Genomic DNA, 18,354 nt, shown 5'->3' with positions numbered 1-18,354 from the left:
GGGTTGCACCAGAAGTAGATAGTCTAACCTTTGGGGGGACGTTTACCACGGTGTGGTTCATGACTGGGGTGAAGTCGTAACAAGGTAGCCGTAGGGGAACCTGCGGCTGGATCACCTCCTTACATAGAAAGGCACAGAAGGAATCAAAGTGCCCACACAGTTTGTTTTCATTATTTAAGAACGCGGTCCAAGATTGGGGTCGTAGCTCAGCTGGGAGAGCACCTGCCTTGCACGCAGGGGGTCAGGAGTTCGATCCTCCTCGGCTCCACCAATAGATTGAGGGGATTGACCAGAACAAAGTGTTTTTTTTTATGGAGAGCATTTTATTCTGGTATAGCCGGAGTTCATTAACAAGATGGTAAAGAAGAAGAGGTAACACAAGCGATTGGTATATGCATCATGTGATTTTGAGGTGATTGAGATTATATGGTCAAGAAGAGAAGCGCAAACGGTGGATGCCTTGGCAGTAAGAGGCGAAGAAGGACGTGGAATCCTGCGAAAAGCTATGGGGAGCTGGAAACGAGCGTTGAGCCATAGATGTCCGAATGGGGGAACCCGGCTGCAGCGATGCGGTCATTTGCATTTGAATACATAGGGTGCAAAGGCGAACTCGGGGAACTGAAACATCTAAGTACCCGAAGGAAAAGAAATCAAGAGAGATTCTCCAAGTAGCGGCGAGCGAACGGGGAGGAGCCTGGCGTGATTTATTATTGAACTGAGTAGAACAATTTGGGAAAGTTGGCCGTAGAGGGTGAAAGCCCCGTATACGAAGGTTTGATGAGGAACTAGGCACGCGAGCAAGTAGGCCGGGACACGTGAAATCCTGGTTGAAGATGGGTGGACCATCATCCAAGGCTAAATACTACTTACTGACCGATAGTGAACCAGTACCGTGAGGGAAAGGTGAAAAGAACCCCGGAGAGGGGAGTGAAATAGAATCTGAAACCGTTTGCGTACAAGCAGTGGGAGCATGGTTTAGGCTGTGTGACTGCGTACCTTTTGTATAATGGGTCAGCGAGTTACTTTCAGTGGCGAGGTTAACTGAATAAGGGAGCCGTAGAGAAATCGAGTCTGAATAGGGCGATAGTCGCTGGGAGTAGACCCGAAACCGGGCGATCTAGCCATGTGCAGGATGAAGGTTGGGTAACACCAACTGGAGGTCCGAACCGGGTAATGTTGAAAAATTATCGGATGACGTGTGGCTAGGAGTGAAAGGCTAATCAAGCCCGGAGATAGCTGGTTCTCCCCGAAAGCTATTTAGGTAGCGCCTCGTGAATGATTACTGGGGGTAGAGCACTGTTTCGGCTAGGGGGCTGTCATGGCTTACCAAACCGATGCAAACTCCGAATACCGGCTAATTGGATCACGGGAGACACACGGCGGGTGCTAACGTCCGTCGTGGAGAGGGAAACAACCCAGACCGCCAGCTAAGGTCCCCAAGTACTAGTTAAGTGGGAAACGATGTGGGAAGGCATAGACAGCCAGGAGGTTGGCTTAGAAGCAGCCACCCTTTAAAGAAAGCGTAATAGCTCACTGGTCGAGTCGGCCTGCGCGGAAGATGTAACGGGGCTAAAACTAGTCACCGAAGCTGCGGATGTGCGCGAAGGCGCACGTGGTAGGGGAGCGTTCTGTAGGCTGATGAAGGTGCATTGAGAAGTGTGCTGGAGGTATCAGAAGTGCGAATGCTGACATGAGTAACGATAATGTGGGTGAAAAGCCCACACGCCGGAAGTCCCAGGTTTCCTGCACGACGTTAATCGGAGCAGGGTGAGTCGGCCCCTAAGGCGAGGCTGAAGAGCGTAGTCGATGGGAACCAGGTTAATATTCCTGGACTTTTTATAAGTGGTGAAGTGGGGACGAAGAAGGCTAGGTGAGCCAGGCGTTGGTTGTCCTGGTACTTGCATGTAGGGGGGAAGACTTGGCAAATCCGGTTTTCCGATACTCTGAGGTGCGAAGTGGTTCTGACCTTTTGGTACAGAGAAGTCATTGATGCCCGGCTTCCAGGAAAAGCTGCTAGCCATAACTTATAGAGAACCGTACCGCAAACCGACACAGGTGGACAGGTAGAGAATACTAAGGCGCTTGAGAGAACTCGGGTGAAGGAACTAGGCAAAATGGTACCGTAACTTCGGGAGAAGGTACGCCCTTTCTGGTGATGGGATTTACTTTCAGAGCTGGAGAGGGCCGCAGAGACCAGGTGGCTGCGACTGTTTATTAAAAACACAGCACTCTGCAAATTCGTAAGAAGACGTATAGGGTGTGACGCCTGCCCGGTGCCGGAAGGTTAATTGATGGGGTTATCTTCGGAGAAGCTCTTGATCGAAGCCCCGGTAAACGGCGGCCGTAACTATAACGGTCCTAAGGTAGCGAAATTCCTTGTCGGGTAAGTTCCGACCTGCACGAATGGCGTAACGATGGCCACACTGTCTCCACCCGAGACTCAGTGAAATTGAAATCGCTGTGAAGATGCAGTGTACCCGCGGCTAGACGGAAAGACCCCGTGAACCTTTACTATAGTTTTGCACTGGACTTTGATGATGACTGTGTAGGATAGGTGGGAGGCTGTGAAGTGAGGACGCTAGTTCTCATGGAGCCGCCCTTGAAATACCACCCTGTTGTTATTGAGGTTCTAACTTGGTCCAGTAATCCTGGATGAGGACAGTGTATGATGGGTAGTTTGACTGGGGCGGTCTCCTCCCAAAGAGTAACGGAGGAGCACAAAGGTACCCTCGGTACGGTCGGACATCGTACCAAGAGTGTAAAGGCAAAAGGGTGCTTGACTGCGAGAGTGACGGCTCGAGCAGGAACGAAAGTTGGTCTTAGTGATCCGGTGGTTCTGAATGGAAGGGCCATCGCTCAACGGATAAAAGGTACTCCGGGGATAACAGGCTGATACCGCCCAAGAGTTCATATCGACGGCGGTGTTTGGCACCTCGATGTCGGCTCATCACATCCTGGGGCTGAAGCAGGTCCCAAGGGTATGGCTGTTCGCCATTTAAAGTGGTACGCGAGCTGGGTTTAGAACGTCGTGAGACAGTTCGGTCCCTATCTGCCGTGGGCGTAGGAAAATTGAGAGGAGCTGCTCCTAGTACGAGAGGACCGGAGTGGACGAACCTCTGGTGCACCGGTTGTCACGCCAGTGGCATGGCCGGGTAGCTAAGTTCGGACGGGATAACCGCTGAAAGCATCTAAGCGGGAAGCCTCCCTCAAGATGAGTTTTCCCATGAAGCCCGTTGAAGACTACGACGTTGATAGGCAAGGTGTGGAAGCGCAGTAATGCGTGAAGCTAACTTGTACTAATTGGCTGATTGTCTTGACCATATAATCTGAGTGACTTCAGAATGTGATATTGATTTGTATACGTGCAACGTATCGTGTAAACTCTGACTCTTTACCAAACCTGTGGCTTAATAAAGCAATCAAAGCCTCAGGTAAACCAGTTTTCCTGGCGACTATAGCGATTTGGAACCACCTGATACCATCTCGAACTCAGAAGTGAAACATTTCCGCGCCAATGATAGTGTGAGGTCTCCTCATGCGAAAGTAGGTCATCGCCAGGGTTTTATTTTATAGTGTGGCATGTAAAGCCTACTAAATTAAAATAGGTTACTTGTATGCGCATAATATAAATTAAATAAGCGCTAACCTATCATATGTAAAGAATATGCTGGCGTAGCTCAGTTGGTAGAGCAACTGACTTGTAATCAGTAGGTCCCGGGTTCGATTCCTGGTGCCAGCACCATCTAAATAGGGATAAACGTTGACTAAAAATGTTGACATTCCATTCATCTTAAAAGACAATAGCGTTCTTTTTGGAGGGGTTCCCGAGCGGTCAAAGGGATCAGACTGTAAATCTGACGGCTCAGCCTTCGAAGGTTCGAATCCTTCCCCCTCCACCAGTTAAGAGAGAAGTTAAAAAGCGGGTGTAGTTCAATGGTAGAACTTCAGCCTTCCAAGCTGATAGCGTGGGTTCGATTCCCATCACCCGCTCCAAAGTAGTGAATAGTATTTGCTTGTTGGTGTGAGTTAGCAAGCTGATATGAAAGCCCACATAGCTCAGGCGGTAGAGCACTTCCTTGGTAAGGAAGAGGTCGTTGGTTCGAGTCCAGTTGTGGGCACCATGTAATATAAATTAGCAAACGGGGAGACTTTCCGATGGCGAAGGAAAAATTTGAACGTAAGAAGCCGCACGTAAACGTGGGCACGATTGGTCACGTAGACCATGGTAAGACGACATTGACAGCAGCTATTACAACGATTATGGCGAAGAAATACGGTGGTACAGCGAAAGCGTACGATCAAATTGATGCTGCGCCAGAAGAAAGAGAGCGTGGGATTACTATTTCTACAGCACATGTTGAATACGAATCAGCGAGCAGACATTATGCGCACGTAGACTGCCCGGGGCATGCTGACTATGTTAAGAACATGATTACTGGTGCTGCGCAAATGGACGGAGCGATACTGGTTGTATCAGCAGCTGATGGTCCTATGCCACAAACGAGGGAACACATTCTATTGTCTCGCCAGGTAGGTGTTCCATATATTGTTGTGTTCATGAACAAAGCGGATATGGTTGATGACCCTGAGTTATTAGAGTTAGTGGAAATGGAAGTGCGAGATTTATTAAGCAGTTACGATTTCCCAGGGGATGACATACCCATTGTTGTTGGTTCAGCTTTGAAAGCATTGGAAGGTGAAGACAGTGATATAGGCGTTAAGGCTATTGAGAAATTGGTTGAAACAATGGATTCATACATTCCTGAGCCAGTTAGAAACATAGACAAGCCATTTTTGTTACCGATTGAAGACGTATTTTCAATTTCTGGACGCGGAACAGTGGTAACTGGTCGTGTTGAGAGTGGAATTGTTAAAGTTGGTGAGGAAGTTGAAATTGTAGGAATAAGAGACACCCAAAAGACGACTTGTACGGGTGTTGAGATGTTCCGTAAATTACTTGATGAAGGTCGAGCTGGTGATAACGTTGGTGTGTTATTACGAGGTACGAAGCGAGATGAAGTGGAGCGTGGACAGGTATTGGCGAAGCCAGGTACCATCAAGCCACACACCAAGTTTGAAGCAGAAGTGTATGTATTATCCAAGGAAGAAGGCGGACGTCACACACCATTCTTTAATGGATACCGTCCACAATTCTATTTCAGAACCACTGACGTGACAGGTACTTGTGACTTGCCATCAGGAGTTGAAATGGTAATGCCTGGAGATAATGTGCAATTAGTTGTTAGCTTGCATGCTCCGATTGCGATGGATGAAGGTTTAAGATTCGCAATTAGAGAGGGTGGCCGAACTGTTGGCGCCGGTGTAGTCGCTAAAATAATCGAGTAAAATAGGAAAAAGTACAAAAGTGGCATGAGCCTTATATACATGGCTCATGTCAATAAAATTTAGGCCAGTAGCTCAATTGGCAGAGTGGCGGTCTCCAAAACCGCAGGTTGGGGGTTCGATTCCCTCCTGGCCTGCCAACTACAAGTAAATATGAAAAGTTCAAACGAAAATCAAGGTAAGATGAAAGATATAATGTCCTGGCTAGCTATCATATTAGCTACAGCAGGAGCTTTTGTATGTACTTACTATTATACGTTCACAGGACCAATTCAATCGATAATATGGCTTGCGTGGCTTATTTTGATCCTTTTCTTGGGTTACTTAACAACAACAGGTAAGAGAGTCTTTGCGTTTGCGCAAGAAGCAAAAGTTGAATTATTAAAAGTGGTTTGGCCTACACGGCAAGAAACAATACAAACAACTACTATAGTAATGGTGATGGTTGGATTGACAGGATTTATACTCTGGGGAGTAGATTCAATCATGATGTGGGCAATTGCTAAGTTAACACATTTAGGGTGAATATGGTCGAGGAAAACAAAGCAAAACAGTGGTACGTTGTACATGCCTATTCAGGATATGAAAATTTTGTCATGCGCGAAATAACATCTCGTGCAAAACACCACAATTTACAAGATAAAATAGGCGAGGTAGTTGTACCTTCAGAAGAAGTTGTTGAAATGCGCTCAGGCCAAAAGCGTAAAAGTACCCGCAAGTTTTTCCCAGGATATGTCCTCGTACATATGGTAATGGATGATCAAACATGGCACATGGTAAGAGGAATACCCAGAGTTCTGGGCTTTATTGGCGGAACCAGCCAAACCCCGACTCCGATTTCTGATAAAGAAGCTCAAGCCATTATGCAACGAGTTGAAGATGGCGTAACTAAGCCAAGGCCAAAAATACTGTTTGAGCCTGGAGAAGTAATCAGAGTGAAAGAAGGTCCATTTGTTGACTTTAATGGAGTTGTTGAAGAGGTCAATTATGAGAAAAACAGGCTAAGAGTAGCGGTTCTTATTTTTGGACGTTCAACTCCAGTAGAACTTGAGTTCAGTCAAGTAGAAAAAACATAAATAATTTAGATAAGAATTTAAATTTATTGTACTGTTTAAAATTTAAATTTAAAAGTTTTACAAAACCGGGGAGCTAAGACTTAATTGAAAATGCTAATTCAATAAAAGCTAGCGCATGACCCATAAGGAGTAATAATGGCAAAAAAAGTAGAAGCATATATTAAATTACAGATCCCTGCAGGAAAAGCAAATCCTAGCCCTCCAGTTGGGCCTGCTTTAGGTCAACGTGGTGTAAATATTATGGAATTCTGTAAAGCATTCAATGCAGCGACACAGCAAATGGAACAAGGTCTTCCTATTCCAGTTGTTATCACTGTATATAGTGATCGTAGTTTTACCTTTATAACCAAGACCCCTCCAGCTTCAGTTCTGCTGAAAAAGGCTGCTGGCATTCAAAGCGGAAGTGGCACACCAAATACTAAAAAAGTAGCCAAACTGAATGTTAGTCAACTTGAAGAAATTGCCAAGGTCAAGAAACCTGATCTGACAGCGGCTGATCTAGCCGCGGCTGTAAGAAGTATTGCAGGTACAGCACGTAGCATGGGTATTGAAGTTGAAGGTTTGGAATAAGGGGTTACCATGTCAAAATTAACTAAGAAACAAAAGAAAATAGCGGAAGTTATTAAGCCAAATCAACTCTATACAGTTGCTGATGCTGTAGCTATTCTAAAGCAATTTGCATCAAAAAAATTTCGTGAGAGCCTTGATATCAGTATTAATTTAGGAGTTGATCCTCGTAAGTCGGATCAAGTAGTACGATCTTCCACCAATCTGCCAAAAGGTACAGGAAAAACAGTACGAGTTGCCGTTTTTGCCCAAGGTGATAATGCTGCTAAAGCAACTGCTGCAGGTGCCGATATAGTAGGATTTGAAGATCTGGCTGATAAAATCAAAGCAGGCGAAATGAATTTTGATGTTGTTATTGCAACTCCAGATGCTATGAGAATCGTAGGTCAGCTCGGACAGATTTTGGGACCGAGGGGACTCATGCCTAATCCTAAGGTTGGAACAGTAACAACTAACGTCGAAGCAGCGGTTAATGATGCTAAATCTGGACAAGTAAGATACAGAACTGATAAAAATGGAATTATTCATTGTACTGTTGGAAAGGCAGATTTTGCTCCTGAAGATGTTCTTGAAAACGTAGTTGCTCTAATCAATGATCTGAAGAAGGCAAAGCCAGCATCCTCTAAAGGGCAATATCTGAAAAAAATATCTTTATCTACAACAATGGGGCCTGGGTTGCCTATTGATATTTCATCAATACCTGTGTAACATACCATCCCATTTTTAAGAATTCACGGCATAGATTAGGTTCCATGCCGTCGAAGACCGCAGGTGCCTAGGCTTAATTTCCTGCGCAGACGGTGAACCGGCTCCTTAATAAAGAGACGGCCACCATAACTGTCAAGTCCATGAGATTTGTACATATTAGGAGGTCAGTAACGTGACATTAAATTTAGCTGCAAAAAAAGCCGTTGTTGAAGAAGTGACTGCAGTCGCGTCAAAGGCTATTTCAGCAGTGGTTGCTGATTATCGTGGGTTAACTGTAAATCAAATGACGCAATTGCGTAGTGAAGCACGGAAATCCGGTGTTTATCTTCGTGTGGTGCGAAATACACTAACAAGAAGAGCGTTTAAAAACACTGAATTTGAATGCTTGAATGACCTACTTGTAGGTCCAGTATTCATTGCATTGTCGCTGGAAGCACCAAGTGATGCTGCAAGACTACTGAAAGATTACGCAAAAACATTTGAAAAACTTGAGATTAGAGCATTATCAGTTGGCGGGAAGGTATACAATGCAAATCAAATAGATGCTGTTGCGAGCTTGCCGACACGTGATGAAGCAATATCCAAGTTAATGTATGTGATGAAAGCGCCAATTGAGAAATTTGTTCGTACACTTGCAGAGCCACATGCCAAGTTGGCTAGAACTCTTGCTGCTGTAAAGGACAAAAAAGCAGGCAATCCCGCTTAATCATTATTTAATTTTAATTAGGAGCTAGTAATGGCTGTATCAAAAAACGAAATTTTAGAAACAATTTCTAACATGACAGTAATGGAAGTTGTTGAATTAATCGAGGCAATGGAAGAAAAATTTAATGTTTCTGCTGCCGCTGCTGCCGTAGCTGTTGCTGCACCTGCTGCAGGTGCTGGCGCCGCTGCTGCTGAAGAACAAACAGAGTTTACTGTTGTAATGACCAGCTTTGGTTCTAACAAGGTAAACGTAATCAAGGCAATTCGTGGCATTACTGGTCTGGGCTTGAAAGAAGCTAAAGACTTAGTAGAAGGTTCACCATCAACTGTTAAGGAAGGTGTATCAAAAGATGAAGCTGCCAGCATCAAGAAAGAGCTTGAAGAAGCTGGTGCTACAGTAGAAGTTAAATAATTAAAATATAGCAGTATTTAAGAACCCAGCCATGTTCACATGGCTGGGTTTACTCGTTTGAAAATCATCAATAATTTACAGAGGAACCACCATGGCAGTTGCAGAAGCTAAACCTCAATATTCGCATGCTGAGAAAAAACGATTTCGCAAAAGCTTTGGTAAGCAGACAGATATAATGCCAATACCGAATCTGCTTGAAATTCAACTTAAATCCTACAGGGATTTTCTTCAAACTGATACTAAATTAAGCGAACAACTGAATACGGGATTGCATGCTGCATTTTCTTCTGTATTTCCTATCGAGAGCTTTTCTGGTAATGCAAGACTTGAATATGTCGGATACAAGCTTGGAGAGCCTGCATTTGATGTTCGTGAATGCAAACTAAGAGGGCTAACATACTCAGCTCCTCTAAGAGTCAAGATCAGACTCATTGTTCTTGATAAAGATGCAAGCGATGATCCCAAGCCTATAAAGGATATTAGAGAGCAAGATGTTTTTATGGGGGAAATTCCCCTAATGACCGACGTTGGTACGTTTGTGGTCAATGGTACTGAGCGTGTTGTTGTTTCACAATTACATCGTTCGCCTGGAGTTATATTTGAACATGACAAGGGAAAAACTCACTCTTCAGGTAAATTGCTCTATTCCGCACGAATAATACCTTATCGTGGTTCATGGTTAGATTTTGAATTCGATCCTAAAGATTGTGTTTATGTGCGTATTGACAGACGTCGAAAACTGCCAGTGACCATTTTGCTCAGAGCATTGGGCTACGAAGCAGAAGATATATTAAGCGAATTTTTTGAGACAACTAGTTGTCATCTAAAAAATGGCGAATACCATATCGATTTAATTCCACAGCGTTTGCGTGGTGAAATCGCCTCATTCGACATTCATGTTCCTGAGACAGGAGAGCTTATCGTAGAACAAGGTCGTCGAATTACTGCAAGACATATAAAGCAAATGGAAAAAAGCCAAATGCAGGATCTTGTGGTGCCAAGAGACTATTTAATTGGAAAAACATTAGCAAAAAATATTATTGACACCTCAACCGGTGAATTTCTGGCTCAAGCGAATGATGAGATAACTGAAGAGCTTTTAGATGCTATGGCCAACCATGGTATTTTACAAATTGATATGATCTATACTAATGATTTGGATCATGGTTCTTACATATCGGATACATTAAAAATTGATCCCACAGGCTCGCAAATAGAAGCGCTCGTTGAAATTTACCGCATGATGCGCCCTGGAGAGCCTCCTACAAAAGAAGCTGCTGAGGCACTATTCAAAAATCTATTCTTTGTTGAAGAAAGATATGATCTATCTGCTGTTGGCAGAATGAAATTTAATCGTCGCGTAGGAATTAAGAGTGACGAAGGCCCAGGCACTTTAACGAAAGAAGACATTTTATCTGTCATTAAAACACTGATAGATATTCGAAACGGCATAGGGATGGTTGATGATATCGATCATCTAGGAAATCGTAGGGTAAGAAGTGTTGGCGAAATGACCGAAAATCAGTTTAGAGTAGGTCTTGTTCGTGTTGAACGTGCTGTTAAAGAGCGCTTAAGTTTGGTTGAATCTGAAAATCTGATGCCACAGGACTTAATTAACGCAAAACCAGTATCCGCCGCAATTAAAGAGTTTTTTGGATCCAGTCAGTTATCACAGTTTATGGATCAAGTGAATCCATTATCAGGTGTTACACATAAAAGACGTGTATCGGCTCTTGGGCCAGGTGGTTTAACACGCGAGCGGGCTGGATTTGAAGTCCGTGACGTACATACAACACACTATGGTCGTGTGTGTCCAATTGAAACGCCTGAAGGGCCTAATATTGGTCTAATCAATTCACTGTCAGTTTATGCAAGAACTAACGAATATGGATTTATTGAAACTCCTTGTCGAAAGGTCGTTAATGGGCGTGTGACAGATGAAGTTGAATACCTATCGGCTATTGAGGAAGTTGATCAATACATTGCACAATCCAATGTTGAGTTAGACGAACAAGGAAATATTCTTGCTGACTTAGTTCCTTGTCGACATCAAAATGAATTTTCACTGACTACCCCGGATAAAATTAACTACATGGATGTCTCGCCCAAGCAAATTGTGTCAGTTGCTGCTTCATTGATTCCCTTTTTAGAGCACGATGACGCAAACAGAGCATTAATGGGTTCAAACATGCAACGACAAGCTGTACCAACATTGCGTTCAGAAAAGCCCTTGGTTGGGACCGGTATGGAAAGAATCGTTGCATCTGATTCAGGGGTCTCAGTTGTAGCGAAGAGAGGTGGCGTTATTGATCTGGTTGATGCTTCTCGTATTGTTGTTCGAGTGAATGACGACGAAACAACTGCAGGGGAAACAGGGGTAGATATTTATAACTTAACCAAGTATTTTCGTTCTAACCAGGATACTTGTATCAATCAAAGACCCATAGTATCAACAGGCGATCGAATTCAACGAGGTGATGTCCTGGCTGATGGTCCATGTACAGATATGGGTGAATTGGCTCTTGGGCAGAATCTACTGGTAGCATTTATGCCTTGGAATGGTTATAACTTTGAGGATTCCATTCTTATATCTGAACGAATCGTTCATGACGACAGATTCACTACTATTCACATCGAAGAGTTAACATGTATAGCTCGAGATACGAAATTAGGCACAGAAGAAATTACAGCAGATATTCCCAATGTAGGCGAGTCTGCACTCTCCAATTTGGATGAATCTGGAGTTGTTTACATCGGTGCAGAAGTAAAAGCAGGCGATATTCTTGTAGGTAAAGTAACACCTAAGGGAGAAACCCAACTAACTCCAGAAGAAAAACTGCTAAGAGCTATCTTTGGTGAAAAAGCTTCAGATGTTAAAGATTCATCTTTGAGAGTTCCATCAGGCATGAATGGAACAGTGATCGATGTACAAGTCTTTACCCGTGATGGACTTGAAAAGGATGCCCGTGCTAAAAGCATTGAAGAAGAGCATCTAGCTCGAGTTCGCAAGGATTTAATAGACGAACGACGTATTCGTGAAGAAGACATCTATCATAGAGTTTCTCACTTGCTGTTGGATAAGGTGGCAACAGGCGGTCCTGGAAGCTTAAAGCCAGGATCTAAAGTCACCCAGGATTACTTAGATAAATTTGAAAGAGAAAAGTGGTTTGATATTCGTATTGAAGATGACACAGTTAGTCAGCAACTTGAACAATTATCCAAGCAGCTGGAACTTTTAACAAAAGAAATGGAAAAGCGCTTTAACGACAGCAGAAAGAAAATTATCCAGGGAGACGATTTAGCACCTGGTGTATTAAAAATTGTTAAAGTGTATTTGGCTGTCAAAAGGAGAATTCAACCTGGAGACAAAATGGCAGGTCGTCATGGAAACAAGGGTGTAATCTCCATTGTTGTTCCAGTTGAAGATATGCCACATATGGAAGATGGAACGGCCGTAGATATCGTTCTTAATCCATTGGGCGTACCATCGAGAATGAATATCGGCCAGGTTCTTGAAACGCATCTAGGACTAGCTGCCAAAGGATTAGGAAGAAAAATTGCACAGATGCTTGATGAAAAGCAAACACCTGAAGCAATAAAAGCATACCTTGAGAAAATTTATAATCATGACGGAGTGCAGCGCATTAATTTGAAATGCCTCAATGATGATGAATTGATGACACTGGCTGATAACCTTAGAGCTGGTGTGCCGATGGCAACTCCCGTCTTTGATGGTGCTACTGAGCAAGAAATCAAAAGTATGTTGCAGTTAGCTGATTTGCCAGCAGATGGTAAAACCGTGTTGATAGATGGCCGAACAGGTAATAAATTTGATAATCCGGTTACTGTAGGTTACATGTATATGTTGAAGTTAAACCATTTGGTTGATGATAAGATGCATGCTCGTTCGACTGGATCATACAGTTTGGTCACTCAACAACCACTTGGCGGTAAAGCACAATTTGGTGGTCAGCGTTTTGGTGAGATGGAAGTATGGGCATTAGAAGCATATGGTGCAGCATACACTTTACAAGAAATGTTAACCGTAAAATCAGATGACGTCGGAGGTCGAACAAAGATCTATAAAAATATAGTCGATGGAGATCATCGTATGGACCCCGGAATGCCCGAATCCTTCAATGTATTATTGAAGGAAATTAGAGCACTGGGAATTGATATCGAGTTGGATCATGACTAACTCATCAGCGATACATACTGACTAACCATTTTTGGAGGCATAGACTTGGCTACCCTAAGCAACGACCCAATGAAAAAAGCACCAGTAATGAGTGACTTACTTGGTATTCTTAAGCAACAAGGTCAAAGTGAAGAATTTGATGCAATAAAAATTGCATTGGCGTCACCTGAATTAATTCGATCATGGTCCTATGGCGAAGTAAAAAAGCCTGAAACAATCAACTACAGGACATTTAAGCCTGAAAGAGATGGTTTGTTTTGTGCTAAAACTTTTGGTCCAGTTAAAGATTATGAGTGTTTGTGTGGAAAGTACAAACGACTAAAGCATCGTGGTGTTATTTGCGAAAAGTGTGGGGTTGAATTGGCTCTTGCCAAAGTGAGACGAGAAAGAATGGGGCATATCGAACTAGCTAGCCCAGTCGCTCACATATGGTTCTTAAAATCCTTACCATCAAGAATTGGTTTGCTCCTCGATATGACACTAAGAGATATCGAGAGAGTACTATATTTTGAAGCTTTTGTCGTTGTTGATCCTGGGATGACAGAACTTGAAAGAGGGCAACTACTTAACGACGAAGCCTATCTTGATGCGATGGAACAGTATGGTGATGAGTTTGACGCGCGCATGGGTGCAGAAGCAATTCGTGATTTATTGCGCCAAATTGATCTCGAAGATGAAATTAGAAATTTACGTGAAGAACTTCCAACAACTAATTCTGAGACGAAGATTAAAAAAATCACCAAAAGACTCAAGTTATTAGAAGCTTTTTACGAGTCAGGAAATAAACCAGAATGGATGATCATGGATGTACTTCCAGTGCTTCCACCCGATTTGAGACCATTGGTTCCGCTAGATGGTGGACGTTTCGCTACTTCAGACTTGAATGATTTATACAGGCGCGTCATTAATAGGAACAACAGACTAAAACGCCTGCTGGATCTCAACGCGCCTGACATTATAGTTCGTAACGAAAAACGAATGCTGCAAGAATCTGTAGATGCTTTACTTGATAACGGCAGAAGAGGTCGTGCCATCACAGGTACAAATAAGAGACCTCTTAAATCACTGGCAGATATGATTAAGGGTAAACAGGGTCGTTTCAGGCAAAACCTCTTAGGTAAGCGTGTCGACTACTCTGGACGTTCAGTTATTGTCGTTGGGCCAACTTTAAAATTGCACCAATGTGGATTGCCTAAAAAAATGGCGTTGGAGTTATTTAAGCCATTTATATTTTCCAAATTGGAATTTAGAGGTTTGGCAACTACTATCAAAGCGGCCAAGAAAATGGTCGAAAGAGAAGAATCGGTGGTTTGGGATATATTAGATGATGTTATAAGAGAACATCCTATCCTTTTAAACCGTGCTCCTACCTTACATAGATTAGGTATTCAAGCATTTGAGCCTGTTTTAATTGAAGGTAAAGCGATCCAGCTCCATCCTTTGGTATGTACAGCATACAACGCTGACTTCGATGGAGACCAAATGGCTGTGCACGTGCCCTTGACACTTGAAGCGCAGCTGGAAGCTCGTTCATTGATGATGTCTACAAACAATATATTATCTCCAGCCAGCGGAGAGCCGATTATTGTTCCCAGTCAGGACGTCGTCCTTGGTTTATATTATTTAACACGAGAAAAGGTTAATGCATTAGGCGAAGGAAAAATATATTCAAGTGCTCAGGAAGCGCAAAATTTCTATGAAGCAGGTCATTTGGATATCCATGCAAAAATTAAAATTCGTATGCCTAAAGAAGACGGTGAAACTGGATATCATTTAGTTGAGACAACAGTCGGACGCGCTATTTTAGCTGAGATTTTACCTAAAGGAATGCCATTTGACTTTATAAACCGTACAATGACAAAAAAGGTTATCTCAAAAGTAATAGACAGCTGTTACCGCAAATTCGGCTTGAAAGAAACAGTTATTTTTGCTGATCAGTTAATGTACACTGGGTTTAAATACGCCACACGATCTGGGGCATCCATAGGTATTGAAGACATGGAAATACCAGATGATAAGGCCAGTATTATTGAACACGCTGATAATGAAGTAAGAGAAATTGAGTCTCAATTCAGATCGGGTTTGGTAACGAATGGTGAACGATACAACAAGGTAATTGATATTTGGTCAAGAACTAATGAATTAGTTGCCAAATCAATGATGTCTAAAATTGCAACAGAAGAAGTCACTGATGCAAAAGGCAACAAAGTAAGACAAGAATCATTTAACCCAATTTTCATGATGGCTGATTCTGGAGCTAGAGGTTCTGCTGCTCAGATACGACAGCTTGCCGGGATGCGAGGCCTGATGGCAGCTCCAGATGGCTCAATCATTGAAACGCCTATCACTGCAAACTTCCGCGAAGGTTTGAATGTATTCCAGTACTTTATTTCTACACACGGAGCTCGTAAGGGTTTGGCAGATACCGCGTTAAAGACAGCAAACTCAGGGTATCTGACACGACGCTTGGTAGATGTTGCGCAGGATGTTGTTATTACCGAAGATGATTGCGGTACTGATACAGGTATTCTAATGCAACCACTGATTGAAGGTGGTGATATTGTTGAGCCTTTGCATGAACGCGTCCTTGGGCGGGTGGTTGCCTCGGATGTCTATATTCCTACTCAAACTGAACCAGTAGTCAAGGCTGGAACTTTACTGGATGAAGAATGGGTTGAAAAATTAGAGAAGCATGGGGTAGACCAGGTCATGGTCAGGTCACCAATCACTTGTCAAACAAGATTTGGTCTTTGTGCAAAATGCTATGGTAGAGATCTTGCTCGTGGGCATCTTGTCAACACAGGTGAAGCAGTTGGTATTATCGCAGCACAATCAATCGGTGAGCCAGGAACACAGTTAACCATGCGTACCTTCCACATTGGAGGTGCTGCATCAAGGGCAACAGCTGCGAATAATATTCAAATTAAAACGAAAGGGGTTATTCGGTTACATAATATAAAGACCGTAACTCATGAGAATAAAAACCTGGTGGCAGTTTCTCGTTCAGGTGAGGTAACTATTGTTGATGACTTCGGACGAGAAAGAGAGCGATATAAAGTTCCTTATGGTGCAGTAATTTCAGCACAGGATAATTCTCCTGTTGAAGCTGGTCAGGTTATTGCAACGTGGGATCCTCATACGCATCCTGTTATTTCCGAAGTGTCAGGGCGTTTGAAGTTTGTTGATCTTATTGATGGCATTACAATGAATAGACAAACTGATGAATTAACCGGATTAAGCAATATTGTAATAATTGATGCCAAACAACGGAGTGCGGCAGGTCGAGATTTGCGCCCAATGGTAAAATTAGTTACAGATGAAGGGGATGACATATATCTTGCTGGAACCAATGTCCCGGCACAATATTATCTACCTGTCGATGCCATTGTGAACTTTGAAGATGGAAGTCTGGTGGGAATAGGAGATGTTATTGCCCGTATTCCGCAAGAACGTTCTAAAACCCGAGATATTACCGGAGGTTTGCCAAGAGTAGCGGACTTATTTGAAGCCAGAAAACCAAAGGATTCTGCAGTAATGGCAGAAGTATCAGGATTGGTTAATTTTGGTAAAGAAACCAAAGGTAAGCGACGCTTGATTATCAATGTATCGGAAGATCAATGTCATGAAGAGCTTATTCCTAAATGGCGTCATATTTCAGTGTTTGAAGGTGAGCACGTAGAGCGTGGTGAAATCATCGCAGAGGGTGCACTTAACCCTCATGATATATTGCGCTTGTTAGGTGTTGGAGCGCTGGCTAATTACATTGTAAATGAGGTCCAGGACGTCTATCGTTTACAAGGGGTGAAAATTAATGATAAACACATTGAAGTAATTGTCAGACAAATGCTACGTAAGAGAGTTATTACTTTCGCTGGTGACTCAAAATTCCTCGTAGGAGAGCAAGTAGAAGAGAGTGCTATGCTTCAGGAAAATGATAAACTTCTAGCTGAAGGAAAGCAGATTGCGCGAGGTACTCCTATTTTACTAGGTATCACAAAAGCTTCATTAGCTACAGAATCGTTTATATCAGCCGCTTCATTCCAAGAGACAACCAGAGTCTTGACTGAAGCAGCAGTAAGCGGAAAAATTGATGAATTGCGTGGTTTAAAAGAAAACGTGATGGTAGGTCGCCTAATTCCAGCAGGAACAGGTTACACTTATCATCAAAGCCGAAAGGCAAAAAGAGCAAGGGCTGCAGCAGGCGGAGACAGTTCAGCAACACACACAGTTACTGCAAGTGATGTTGAACACGCGTTGAGTGAAGCATTAAACGCGGATAATCATGAACATTAATCAGGATTCAAAAATGGCAGATTTAAGCTTGACAAATCTGCCGTACCTATATAGAATCCGGCCTCCTTATGCATTCAAAATATTCACAAGTGACAGATCGGAGTTAAGTACAAATGGCTACTATTAATCAGTTAGTAAGAAAGCCTCGTGTGGACGTAAAGAAGAAAAGCAACGTGCCAGCACTTGAGTCATGTCCACAAAGACGCGGTGTATGTACTCGTGTATACACTACTACACCAAAAAAACCTAACTCAGCTATGCGTAAGGTTGCACGTGTGCGCTTGACCAATGGATTTGAAGTAACATCCTATATTGGTGGTGAGGGTCATAATTTACAAGAGCACTCTGTTGTTTTAATTAGAGGTGGTCGTGTTAAGGATTTACCTGGTGTGCGCTATCATACGGTTCGAGGTAGCTTAGATACTTCAGGAGTGAACGACCGAAAACAAGGGCGTTCCAAGTATGGTACAAAAAAGCCAAAAGATAAAAAATAACCGATTGTAGGAAAATTGAGATGCCAAGAAGACGAGAAGTACCCAAACGAGAAATTTTACCTGATCCAAAACATCATAGTGAACTGCTTGCTAAGTTCATTAACGTTTTAATGGTTAGCGGTAAAAAATCAATTGCTGAAAAAATCACTTATGGTGCGCTGTCTGTTATGGAAGAGCGTGTCAAAAAAATTAAGAAAAATGAAGAAGATGGAAGTGAAACTGGCAGCAGCGGAAGTGCCGGTGCCGTACTTCGTTATTTTGAAGAGGCTTTAGATAACGTTCGCCCAAGCGTGGAAGTACGTTCACGTCGAGTTGGTGGTGCAACATACCAAGTTCCAGTAGAAGTTCGACATGATAGAAGCATAGCGCTTGGAATGCGGTGGATAGTTCAAGCTGCTCGCACACGTGGTGAAAAAGGTATGATGCTGCGTTTGGCAGGGGAACTGATGGACGCTTATGAAAATAAAGGGTCTGCAGTAAAGAAACGTGAAGATACACATAAAATGGCAAAAGCTAACCAAGCCTTTGCTCATTTTAGATGGAATTAAGAGAGAGATA

At 43.0% G+C, this 18,354-nt stretch carries 11 protein-coding genes, 6 tRNA genes and 3 rRNA genes (1 of these 20 running past the window's edge); all 20 read left to right on the top strand.

The annotated features are described in order from the left end of the window. A 16S ribosomal RNA gene (locus OQI99_RS10340) occupies positions 1-122 on the top strand (it extends 1,422 nt beyond the left edge of the window). Between the two features lie 73 nt (positions 123-195). Continuing rightward, a tRNA-Ala gene (locus OQI99_RS10335) sits at positions 196-271 on the top strand. A 157-nt stretch (positions 272-428) separates the two neighbouring features. Beyond that, a 23S ribosomal RNA gene (locus tag OQI99_RS10330) occupies positions 429-3,321 on the top strand. A 123-nt stretch (positions 3,322-3,444) separates the two neighbouring features. Next, positions 3,445-3,560 (top strand): 5S ribosomal RNA (rrf, locus tag OQI99_RS10325). The 16S, 23S and 5S rRNA genes sit together here with 5 tRNA genes alongside, the layout of an rRNA operon. A gap of 106 nt (positions 3,561-3,666) precedes the next feature. Further along, a tRNA-Thr gene (locus tag OQI99_RS10320) sits at positions 3,667-3,742 on the top strand. A 72-nt stretch (positions 3,743-3,814) separates the two neighbouring features. After that, positions 3,815-3,899 (top strand) — tRNA-Tyr (locus tag OQI99_RS10315). 20 nt (positions 3,900-3,919) lie between these two features. Continuing rightward, positions 3,920-3,993: transfer RNA gene (locus OQI99_RS10310), tRNA-Gly, on the top strand. Positions 3,994-4,045: 52 nt separating this feature from the next. After that, positions 4,046-4,121 (top strand) — tRNA-Thr (locus OQI99_RS10305). A 34-nt stretch (positions 4,122-4,155) separates the two neighbouring features. Beyond that, complete coding sequence (gene tuf / locus OQI99_RS10300; RefSeq protein ID WP_010946066.1) at positions 4,156-5,346, top strand: elongation factor Tu; 1,191 nt, start codon at positions 4,156-4,158, stop codon at positions 5,344-5,346. 61 nt (positions 5,347-5,407) lie between these two features. Then, a tRNA-Trp gene (locus OQI99_RS10295) sits at positions 5,408-5,483 on the top strand. A 13-nt stretch (positions 5,484-5,496) separates the two neighbouring features. Next, on the top strand, positions 5,497-5,868 hold the full coding sequence (gene secE / locus OQI99_RS10290) for a preprotein translocase subunit SecE (protein WP_027268332.1): 372 nt from the start codon (positions 5,497-5,499) through the stop codon (positions 5,866-5,868). 2 nt (positions 5,869-5,870) lie between these two features. Then, positions 5,871-6,419 carry a transcription termination/antitermination protein NusG gene (gene nusG / locus OQI99_RS10285; RefSeq protein WP_014840953.1) on the top strand — a complete coding sequence of 183 codons (549 nt, stop codon included), beginning with the start codon at positions 5,871-5,873 and terminating at the stop codon, positions 6,417-6,419. Between the two features lie 135 nt (positions 6,420-6,554). Then, the gene (rplK, locus tag OQI99_RS10280; RefSeq protein ID WP_010946069.1) at positions 6,555-6,989 is read left to right on the top strand and encodes a 50S ribosomal protein L11; all 435 of its coding nucleotides are present in this window, start codon (positions 6,555-6,557) and stop codon (positions 6,987-6,989) included. A gap of 9 nt (positions 6,990-6,998) precedes the next feature. Then, positions 6,999-7,694, top strand: coding sequence for a 50S ribosomal protein L1 (gene rplA, locus OQI99_RS10275; protein WP_010946070.1), 696 nt, complete (start codon positions 6,999-7,001; stop codon positions 7,692-7,694). Positions 7,695-7,866: 172 nt separating this feature from the next. Next, positions 7,867-8,400: a 50S ribosomal protein L10 gene (gene rplJ / locus OQI99_RS10270; RefSeq protein WP_010946071.1), complete on the top strand. Its 534-nt coding sequence runs from the start codon at positions 7,867-7,869 to the stop codon at positions 8,398-8,400. A gap of 30 nt (positions 8,401-8,430) precedes the next feature. After that, complete coding sequence (gene rplL, locus OQI99_RS10265; RefSeq protein ID WP_061514657.1) at positions 8,431-8,811, top strand: 50S ribosomal protein L7/L12; 381 nt, start codon at positions 8,431-8,433, stop codon at positions 8,809-8,811. A gap of 91 nt (positions 8,812-8,902) precedes the next feature. After that, positions 8,903-13,009, top strand: a complete 4,107-nt coding sequence (gene rpoB, locus OQI99_RS10260; protein ID WP_265731854.1) for a DNA-directed RNA polymerase subunit beta — start codon at positions 8,903-8,905, stop codon at positions 13,007-13,009. 87 nt (positions 13,010-13,096) lie between these two features. Beyond that, entirely contained in the window at positions 13,097-17,302 is a 4,206-nt protein-coding gene (gene rpoC / locus OQI99_RS10255) for a DNA-directed RNA polymerase subunit beta' (RefSeq protein ID WP_061514658.1), read from the top strand. 113 nt (positions 17,303-17,415) lie between these two features. Beyond that, a complete protein-coding gene (gene rpsL, locus OQI99_RS10250) occupies positions 17,416-17,796 on the top strand; it encodes a 30S ribosomal protein S12 (RefSeq protein WP_004450478.1) in 381 nt (126 codons plus the stop codon). A 20-nt stretch (positions 17,797-17,816) separates the two neighbouring features. Continuing rightward, a complete protein-coding gene (rpsG, locus tag OQI99_RS10245) occupies positions 17,817-18,344 on the top strand; it encodes a 30S ribosomal protein S7 (RefSeq protein WP_010946075.1) in 528 nt (175 codons plus the stop codon). Positions 18,345-18,354 lie beyond the last annotated feature (10 nt).

Origin of the sequence: Legionella sp. PATHC039 (assembly GCF_026191275.1) — a bacterium.
Lineage (GTDB): Bacteria > Pseudomonadota > Gammaproteobacteria > Legionellales > Legionellaceae > Legionella > Legionella pneumophila.
Note: the sequence above shows the minus strand (reverse complement) of the source record. Positions and strands in the feature narration are given on the sequence as shown.

Bases quoted from the DNA above. Each gene is read 5' to 3' on its own strand.
- rpsL (WP_004450478.1), top strand. From the start codon at position 17,416: ATGGCTACTATTAATCAGTTAGTAAGAAAGCCTCGTGTGGACGTAAAG.
- rpoB (WP_265731854.1), top strand. From the start codon at position 8,903: ATGGCAGTTGCAGAAGCTAAACCTCAATATTCGCATGCTGAGAAAAAA.
- nusG (WP_014840953.1), top strand. From the start codon at position 5,871: ATGGTCGAGGAAAACAAAGCAAAACAGTGGTACGTTGTACATGCCTAT.
- secE (WP_027268332.1), top strand. From the start codon at position 5,497: ATGAAAAGTTCAAACGAAAATCAAGGTAAGATGAAAGATATAATGTCC.
- tuf (WP_010946066.1), top strand. From the start codon at position 4,156: ATGGCGAAGGAAAAATTTGAACGTAAGAAGCCGCACGTAAACGTGGGC.
- rpoC (WP_061514658.1), top strand. From the start codon at position 13,097: ATGAGTGACTTACTTGGTATTCTTAAGCAACAAGGTCAAAGTGAAGAA.
- rplL (WP_061514657.1), top strand. From the start codon at position 8,431: ATGGCTGTATCAAAAAACGAAATTTTAGAAACAATTTCTAACATGACA.
- rplK (WP_010946069.1), top strand. From the start codon at position 6,555: ATGGCAAAAAAAGTAGAAGCATATATTAAATTACAGATCCCTGCAGGA.
- rpsG (WP_010946075.1), top strand. From the start codon at position 17,817: ATGCCAAGAAGACGAGAAGTACCCAAACGAGAAATTTTACCTGATCCA.
- rplA (WP_010946070.1), top strand. From the start codon at position 6,999: ATGTCAAAATTAACTAAGAAACAAAAGAAAATAGCGGAAGTTATTAAG.